The sequence below is a fragment of the Pseudarthrobacter siccitolerans genome, from assembly GCF_001046895.1.
Taxonomy (GTDB): Bacteria; Actinomycetota; Actinomycetes; order Actinomycetales; family Micrococcaceae; genus Arthrobacter; species Arthrobacter siccitolerans.
The window spans coordinates 35,563-43,216 of the sequence record NZ_CAQI01000047.1 but is presented as its reverse complement, the minus strand read 5'-3'; the positions used below and the strand labels follow the sequence as shown (position 1 = coordinate 43,216).

Below are 7,654 nucleotides of genomic sequence, written 5' to 3'. Positions count from 1 at the left end.
CTTCACGCAGGCTCTCTGGCAAGATGGCCACTATGCTTCCAGCCGGCACCGTCCCTGCGTTTGACCTGCGAATCAGCATCGAGGACATTGAGCCGCCGGTCTGGCGCCAGCTCAGGCTTCCCACCGGGCTGACAGTCCAGCAGTTCCACTTGGCCGTGCAGGCAGCCTTCGGCTGGGAGGACCGCCACCTCTACGGCGTCCGTGCCCTGGATCCCGCAGGGAGGCCCCGGGTAGTCATGGGTCCCGAGGGCGCAACGGAAGACCCGCGCGCAGAGCTGCCCGGCGTCGTCGTGCTGTCAGAACTTCTGGATCCGCACAAGCCAAACACAGGGTTCGAATACGAGTATGACTTCGGTGACGGCTGGATGCACCGGGTGGAACTGCTCGGCCCCGCCGAACTGGAGCATGGTGAACTTCTGTGCCTGGACGGCGCCAACCGGGGGCCTGTGGAGGACTCCGGCGGCCCGCTCGGGTACACGCGCCTGGTGCAGATCCTCGCCGACCAGCAGCACCCTGAACACGAGGATGCGGCGAGATGGGTTTTCGAGACGGCCGGCGAATTCGGCCGGCGTTTCGACGCCACCCGCTTCGGTGTGCAGGCAGCGAACCGCAAACTCCGGATTCTTGCCCTTCAGTGGTGGCCCCAGCCGCTCTTGGATGAGGAACGGGACGCCGTGCTCGGGCCGGTGCTCTGGCTCCTGCAAAATGCCGCTGGTGATGGCCTGGAACTGACCAAGGACGGCTACCTGAAACCCGCACTGGTGAAGCGGGCAGTGGAGGAGATCGGCTGGGAAGGCATCGTTTACGGCAAGGGGAACCGTGAAGCCAATGTTCTGCCCGTCCGCGAACTTCGCCAGCACGCCATTGCCTGGAAGTTGGTCCGTAAACTCAAGGGCAGGCTGGTGCTCGCGCCGCGGGGCAGGCGTGCGCTGGAATATCCCGGCTACTTATGGGACCTCGTGGTGGACATCATCGCAAGTCCTGGGCACGACGCCGTCCGACTCGTCACGGGCCTTTACGCGAACTGGTACCTCACATGTATTGCGCCGCCCTGGAACCAGGAACGCGATGTCATCCGCCTGGCGCTGGAGGAGACGGGATTCGTTACCCGGTCCGGCGATCCAATCCCCGACGAATGGATCACGGATATTTACCGGACAGTCTCGTGGAACCTTATGTGCCTGCGCGTGATGACCCCCAAGGCCACCTTCGCTGACCGTCCTCTGCTTACCGACGGCGGGGTGAAGTTCTTCCTCGCCGTCCAGGAGGCCGAGCTCCTGTCCCGTAAGCCTTAGCGGCGTGCACTCCGGCTGACCAGCGCACCCGCCAGCGAAAGAGCCAGCACTGCTGCCAGCGCCGAGAGGGAGGGATTCACCCAGGCGGGGACAAGGTCATAGGCCGCATCGCACCTGTTGTGCAGCGGGAAGTACGGGCTCCCGTCGCGTGGATGCAGCAGGCGGAAGTTGCGGTCCAGCGCGTGGCCGGCGGCCTGGCAGACGTCGTCGAGGTCCTTGCTCGAAGCTGTGGCAAACTGGGTGACAAACACCATCACCATCAGTGCACCTGAGATTAGAGCCGTCCGGAGCCATACCCGGCCTGCTGTGAGTTGTTGTTGCATCGGCCCCACCCCTCGGCACGCCATTGCCAGCGCAGCCGTTATTGCTTGTGGTCCGCTTCATCAACCAGGTGACTCAACGATAGTCTTGCTGGCCCGGGAATTCATCGAAAAATTAGCTCAAGATCCTGGCCGGCCGCAATCCGGACTAAAAGGCAGGGGTCATCACGTGTGCCTAGCGCAGCCCCATGGCGTTGCGGACCTCATCGAGAATGTGGTGCATCGCGGCCTCGGCGGCACCAGCGTCTCCGCCGGCCACCGCCGCAGCCACATCCTCGTGCGCCTGGAGCGCTTCGTTCCGGGGCTTGAACGGCATCAGCCCCTGCTTGGTCCGGCTGGTCAGCACCTCGGCCACCATGCCTTCGAGGGCCAGGAACATTTCGTTGCCGCAGCTTTCCAGCAGCAGGCAGTGGAACTCGATGTCCGCTGCCAGGAATGCCTCAAGTTCGCCGGCCTCGCCCAGCCGGCGCAGGTCGGCGGCAAGGGATGTCAGCCTGGCCCGTTCGGCGGCACTTGCCCTGCGTGCTGCCCCGGCGGCGGCAATGGGTTCGACGGCGATGCGCAGCTCCGTGAGGCTGCTGTACTGGATCTCCCGCCGGTCCGAGGCGAGCCGCCAGCGCACCAGCTTCGGATCGAAGACATTCCAGAACCGGCGCTCCTGCACCACGATGCCCACCCGGCGACGCGAGTACACCAGGTTCATCGATTCGAGGACCTTCATGGTGTCCCGTGCCACGGTCCGCGAAATCCCGTACTCCTGCTGCAGGCCTTCCAGTGTGAGCCGGCTTCCGGGGGGAAGATCGCCGGAGGCGATAGCTACGCCGAGCGCCTCAACAACGCGTCCTTGCAGGGCGGGGGCGGGCCCGCCGTCGTCCGTGTTGTCCTGGTCCTGTGGTGTCGCCGTCGACATCTTCCTGCCTTCCTCCGCACGCCCTGCGTGCGACTATTAGCCTACCGAAAATTACTCAAAGATATGACTTGTGACACGGAAAGATAGTATCTATCAAGTAAAAAGGTGATACCTTATCTCCAGTGCATGTCCCTCTGGGATGTGCACACAAGCGTTCTTCCCTAAGCCAATGGCGTCTTCTTCGGAGGTAAAACATGCAGTATCCCGCCACCCACCTGGTGGTCATGGGTGTTGCCGGTTCCGGCAAATCCACCATCGCGGCAGCTCTCTCCCGCCAGCTCGGCTGGGCCTGCGCCGAAGCGGACGAGTTCCACCCGCAGGCCAACATCCAGAAGATGAGCCAGGGGACCCCGCTGCAGGACGAGGACCGCTGGCCCTGGCTGCAGGAAATCCAGAACTGGATGACCGCGCAGGCCCATGAGGGCAAGAGCACAGTGCTCACCTGCTCCGCCCTCAAGCAGAGCTACCGCCAGCTGCTGTCCCAGGCCGAGGGTCGCGTTCTTTTCCTCCACCTCCACGGTGAAGCGGACCTTATCGGCCAGCGTATGCAGGGCCGCGAAGGCCACTTCATGCCGCCCACGCTCCTGCCCAGCCAACTGGCCACCCTTGAGCCCTTGAGCGATGCGGAGCTCGCGGCCGGAAGCCTCCGGCTGGACATCTCCAAGGCCCCCGAAGAGCTCGTCAAAACCATCATCGCCGCACTGCGCCTCCCCGCAGACCAGGCCTCCTAAGCCTTCCCCGAATCCCCAACAATCCTGTTTCAAAGGAGAACCATGACCATCGAAGGATGGACTCAAACGATGGGTGCAGGCCCCCTGCTGCTCATTGCCGCGGCGGCGATCGTCGCCCTGCTGTTCCTGATCATCAAGCTGCGGATGCACGCGCTGCTGGCCCTGATCATCATCAGCCTTGCCACTGCCTTCGCCACCGGCATCCCCGCCAACCAGGTGGTGCCGGTCCTGATCAACGGCTTCGGGACCACCCTCGGCACCGTAGCCCTGCTCGTGGGCCTGGGCGCCATGCTCGGACGGATCGTGGAAACCAGCGGCGGCGCCAAGGTGCTGGCCGACTACCTGATCGGCGTCTTTGGTGAGAAGCGCGCCCCCTTCGCGCTGGGCCTGGCCTCCCTGATCTTCGGCTTCCCCATCTTCTTCGACGCCGGCCTGGTGGTTATGCTGCCGGTCGTGTTCGCCGTGGCCCACCGCCTGGGCGGGGGAGTGCTCCGCTACGGCCTGCCCGCCGCCGGCGCGTTCTCCGTGATGCACATCTTCCTGCCGCCGCACCCGGGCCCGGTCTCCGCCTCAGCCTTCTTCGATGCCAACATCGGCCTGGTCATGATTGCCGGCCTCATCGTCGCCATTCCCACCTGGTATGTCACCGCCTACCTCTACGGCCTCTACACCGGCAAAAAGCTGGTCCTTCCCGTGCCCGAACTCCTGGGCCACGCCAGCGCCGAGGCCGAGTCCCACCCGCCGCGCTTCCGCACCATCGTGGGGCTGCTGCTCCTGCCGCTGGTCCTGATCTTTATGAACACCGGCCTGAACACCCTGGCGTCCTCCGGCGTGCTCAATGCTGACGTCAAGAACGAGCAGTGGTTCCAGGTCCTGCGCACTATCGGTGAAACTCCGGTGGCGCTGCTGATCGCCGTGATCGTGGCGATGTTCGTGCTGGGCGCCAAGCGCGGCAAGGATGCCGGTGCGCTGGAGAAACTGCTCGAATCCTCCCTGGGTCCCGTCTGCTCCGTCATCCTGATCACCGGTGCCGGCGGTATGTTCGGCGGCGTCCTGCGCACCTCCGGCATCGGTTCCGCACTGGCCGATGTCCTGGGCAACCTGGGCATCCCGCTGATCCTGGCCGGCTTCCTGATCTCGGCGATCCTGCGCATCGCCCAGGGCTCGGCAACGGTGGCACTGACCACTACCGCCGGCCTCATCGCCCCGGCCGTGGCATCGGCCGGACTTAACGGCATGCAGGTGGCCGCCCTGGTGATCGCGGTGGCCGCCGGCTCCGTGGTGGTCTCGCACGTCAACGACTCCGGCTTCTGGCTGGTGGGCCGGTTCTTCGGCATGGACGTCAAGACCACGCTGAAGACCTGGACCGTGATGGAGACCCTGATCGGCGTGATGGGCTTTGCCATCGCGGCCGTGATCTTCCTGGTGGCCGGCCTGGCGGGCTAGCTTCCCCAACCGGGTAGCGCCAGGTGTCGTTTTGAACCTCCAAAACGGCACCTGGCGCTACTTACTTTAAAGGGCGGGCTGGTTACGCCTGGAGACCGGGGACCCCGTCCTGGATCCGGAAGGAGGCCTTTGTGCTGACCGGGGAACCCGGCGTCGTGACGTAGTCCAGTACCCGGAAGTCGGCGGTCATGGCGTCCTTGGTGATCTTCGTGTTCACGTAGCCGCGGTTGTCGTTGTAGAACTTCAGGTGCGGGTTCCACGCCATGGTGGGTTCCGTGGTGGAGCCAGTGCCGTTGCCGGTGGAGGTGATGGACGTGCACACCAGCTCCGAGCCCACCACGGGCGAGGCAGGATCCTTGAAGTCCACCTTCAGGTCGTTGGCCCAGTTGCGGTGCACGTCGCCCGTGAGCACGACGGCGTTGCGCACCTTCGCGTCTAGCCAGCCCTGGGTGATGCGGCGGCGTGAAGCGGCGTAGCCGTCCCAGCCGTCCATGGACACGTCGTCGACCTCCAACGCCTGGGCGCGGTCCCGCTCGGCGAAGAACACCTGCTGGCCCAGGATGTCCCAGCGCTGCGTGGAGTTCCTGAACCCGTCCAGCAGCCACTTCTCCTGCTCGGCGCCGGTGATGGTCCGGTCCTCGGCCAGGCGTTCAGCCACGTTCTTGCGCCAGCCGTCTCCGGCGAGCTGGTCGTCGCGGTACTGCCTCGTGTCCATCATGTGGAAGTTGGCGAGCTGGCCCCACTGGATGGTGCGGTAGATCTTCATGTCGAACCCGGCCGGGACGGACGAGGCCCGTAGCGGCATGTTCTCGTAATACGCCTGGAAGGCGGCGGCACGGCGCTGCCGGAACCGCTCGGTGGTGTCGTTCAGCTGCCCGCCGTCAGTGTTCTCCGGGACCTCGTCCGCCCAGTTGTTGTCCACCTCGTGGTCATCCCAGACCACCAGCCAGGGTGCGATGGCGTGCGCGGCCTGCAGGTCGGCGTCGGCCTTGTACTGCGCGTGCCGTTGACGGTAGCCCTGCAGGGTGCTGGTCTCGGGGCCCTGGTGGTCGCGCGGGTTGCCGCCGCCGATCACGTAGCTGCCCTTTTTGTACTCGTAGAGGTAGTCGCCCAGGTGCAGCACCAGGTCCGGGTGGTCCTGGGCGAGCCGCTGGTACGCGGTGAAGTAGCCGTGTTCGTACTGCGAGCAGCTGGCGAAGGCCATCGCCAGTGCGGCCGGGGTTTCATGCAGGGCCGGGGCAGTGAGGGTGCGGCCGGTTTCGCTGATGTGGCGGCCGCTGCGGAAGCGGTAGAAGTATTCGCGGCCGGGCTTCAGGCCCTTGAGCTCCACGTGTACGGAGTGGGCGGTTTCGATCCGGGCGTGTTCGATGCCGCGGGCTACTACCGATCGCATGGCGGCATCCTCAGCGACCTCCCAAGCGACGGGGACCTGCCGTGAGGGCATGCCGCCCAGGCCGTCCTCGGCGAGGGGATCCAGCGCCAGTCGCGTCCAGATCACGAAGCCGTCCGCCCACGGTTCACCCGACGCAATGCCGAGCATAAACGGATCGGTGCGGAGACCGGCGTCGTCCGCGATGGAAGTGGCGACTGCGGCACCCGGCAGGGCGGCGACAAGGCCGGCACCGAGGCCGGCGGAAATCAGGGATCTGCGTGAGATGTTGTCCATGACTCCGACGGTAGGGAGGCCGGTTGGACGGCGGTTGTTGCCTGAGTGAATCAAAAGTGAACTGAGGGTCACGGGTTTCGACAGGCCCAGCCACCGGCCCCATATCCTTGAACGGTGACTCTCCCTCAGGCTGTTCTCGCCTTTGCCCTGGTTGCCGGACTGCTGACGCTGGTGCCCGGCATGGACACCGCCCTGGTGCTGCGCTCGTCCATCACCAGGTCCCGCCGCTTCGCCTTCGCGACGGCCATCGGCATCAGTACGGGAGCGATGATCTGGGGCGTGGCCGCGGCGGTTGGCGTCTCGGCACTGCTGGCAGCGTCCGAGCTGGCCTACCGCCTGCTCACCATCGCCGGTGCAGCGTACATGATCTGGCTCGGGCTATCCCTGCTGCGGAAGGGCCTGAAGCACGGCAACGCTGCTGCAGTCTCTGAAGCCAACACGCCTGCGGGCGGCCGGAATGAACTCTTCACCGGCTGGCTGACCGGGACCGGAACCAACCTGCTGAACCCGAAAGTGGGCGTCTTCTACATCGCCACCATCCCGCAGTTTATTCCGGCGGGTGAATCGCCTTTGCTGGTGGGCGTCCTGCTGGCCGGGGTGCACTGCGTTTTGACGATGGCCTGGTTCACGCTGCTGATCTTCGGCACGGGCTACGCCTCCCGCTGGCTCAAGGGTGCCCGCAGCATCCGCATCATCGACAGCATCACCGGCACGGTCCTGGTAGCTTTTGGGCTCAAGCTCGCACTCGAACCCGCCCACTGACTACTTGCCGGCGGACCGGGCTTTGGACGCTTTCGGCTCCTTGGGCGGGAGCGTGGAGATGTACTCAAAGGCTTTGTGGATCCAGGCCTTCGCCCGGGCGTCGTCGCCGTCGCCTTCCTCGTTCCACATCTCCGGCAGTCCGGTGTAGCCGCCCATCGGCCGCTCGGCCGGCCCGAAGGGGACCGTCCGTTCCGAGCCTTCGAGTTCCTCCCGGTCCTCCGGGGAGAGCTTAATGCCGATGGTGGGTCCGAACAGCCCGGCGAACATGTTGCCATTCACAAAGGCGCCCAGGTTGCCGAACATGGGCTTGACCACCACCTCCGGGTGACCCGGGACCAGCGACCTGAACCGCTCTTTGTCCTCGTCGGACGCTTTTGGCATCTCCATGATGGTTCCCTCCCCGGGGCTCGGCTGTGTGTGCAGGATATGCCCTGGATCTGTGCCTGGTCGAGATCGGGGAACACCCGGCCGCCCGCCGTCGTTGTGCCAACAGCAAGGCGCTCCCACCGGGAGCCACGCCTGCA

At 65.3% G+C, this 7,654-nt stretch carries 8 protein-coding genes; 4 read left to right on the top strand and 4 right to left on the bottom strand.

What is annotated here, in order from left to right:
* A partial coding sequence (locus ARTSIC4J27_RS15005) for a plasmid pRiA4b ORF-3 family protein (protein WP_235436702.1) occupies window positions 1-1,295 on the top strand: 1,295 nt, incomplete at its 5' end.
* Here the strand turns inward: ARTSIC4J27_RS15005 and ARTSIC4J27_RS15000 are convergent.
* Window positions 1,292-1,618 (bottom strand): hypothetical protein, encoded by a 327-nt coding sequence (locus ARTSIC4J27_RS15000; protein ID WP_152683887.1) that lies wholly within the window; start codon window positions 1,616-1,618, stop codon window positions 1,292-1,294. The genes ARTSIC4J27_RS15005 and ARTSIC4J27_RS15000 overlap by 4 nt on opposite strands.
* Window positions 1,619-1,790: 172 nt before the next feature.
* Window positions 1,791-2,525: a FadR/GntR family transcriptional regulator gene (locus ARTSIC4J27_RS14995; protein ID WP_083435486.1), complete on the bottom strand. Its 735-nt coding sequence runs from the start codon at window positions 2,523-2,525 to the stop codon at window positions 1,791-1,793.
* Between the two features lie 194 nt (window positions 2,526-2,719).
* On the opposite strand from ARTSIC4J27_RS14995, the gene ARTSIC4J27_RS14990 reads away from it, so the two are divergent.
* Together ARTSIC4J27_RS14990 and ARTSIC4J27_RS14985 are read left to right on the top strand one after the other, a co-directional pair.
* On the top strand, window positions 2,720-3,256 hold the full coding sequence (locus tag ARTSIC4J27_RS14990) for a gluconokinase (protein ID WP_050056004.1): 537 nt from the start codon (window positions 2,720-2,722) through the stop codon (window positions 3,254-3,256).
* A gap of 42 nt (window positions 3,257-3,298) precedes the next feature.
* Window positions 3,299-4,702 carry a GntP family permease gene (locus tag ARTSIC4J27_RS14985; RefSeq protein WP_050056003.1) on the top strand — a complete coding sequence of 468 codons (1,404 nt, stop codon included), beginning with the start codon at window positions 3,299-3,301 and terminating at the stop codon, window positions 4,700-4,702.
* Between the two features lie 82 nt (window positions 4,703-4,784).
* On the opposite strand, the gene ARTSIC4J27_RS14980 is transcribed toward ARTSIC4J27_RS14985, so the two are convergent.
* Complete coding sequence (locus ARTSIC4J27_RS14980; RefSeq protein WP_050056009.1) at window positions 4,785-6,368, bottom strand: alkaline phosphatase D family protein; 1,584 nt, start codon at window positions 6,366-6,368, stop codon at window positions 4,785-4,787.
* 114 nt (window positions 6,369-6,482) lie between these two features.
* Here ARTSIC4J27_RS14980 and ARTSIC4J27_RS14975 point away from each other — a divergent pair, with 114 nt between their 5' ends.
* Window positions 6,483-7,130, top strand: a complete 648-nt coding sequence (locus ARTSIC4J27_RS14975; RefSeq protein WP_050056002.1) for a LysE family translocator — start codon at window positions 6,483-6,485, stop codon at window positions 7,128-7,130.
* Here ARTSIC4J27_RS14975 and ARTSIC4J27_RS14970 read toward each other — a convergent pair whose 3' ends face one another.
* The gene (locus ARTSIC4J27_RS14970; RefSeq protein ID WP_050056001.1) at window positions 7,131-7,517 is read right to left on the bottom strand and encodes a TfoX/Sxy family protein; all 387 of its coding nucleotides are present in this window, start codon (window positions 7,515-7,517) and stop codon (window positions 7,131-7,133) included. It abuts the gene before it with no gap.
* Window positions 7,518-7,654: the final 137 nt, after the last annotated feature.

Excerpts from the sequence above, each read along its gene's own strand:
- ARTSIC4J27_RS15000 (WP_152683887.1), bottom strand. The coding sequence starts at position 1,618 with ATGCAACAACAACTCACAGCAGGCCGGGTATGGCTCCGGACGGCTCTA.
- ARTSIC4J27_RS14995 (WP_083435486.1), bottom strand. The coding sequence starts at position 2,525 with ATGTCGACGGCGACACCACAGGACCAGGACAACACGGACGACGGCGGG.
- ARTSIC4J27_RS14990 (WP_050056004.1), top strand. The coding sequence starts at position 2,720 with ATGCAGTATCCCGCCACCCACCTGGTGGTCATGGGTGTTGCCGGTTCC.
- ARTSIC4J27_RS14985 (WP_050056003.1), top strand. The coding sequence starts at position 3,299 with ATGACCATCGAAGGATGGACTCAAACGATGGGTGCAGGCCCCCTGCTG.
- ARTSIC4J27_RS14980 (WP_050056009.1), bottom strand. The coding sequence starts at position 6,368 with ATGGACAACATCTCACGCAGATCCCTGATTTCCGCCGGCCTCGGTGCC.
- ARTSIC4J27_RS14970 (WP_050056001.1), bottom strand. The coding sequence starts at position 7,517 with ATGGAGATGCCAAAAGCGTCCGACGAGGACAAAGAGCGGTTCAGGTCG.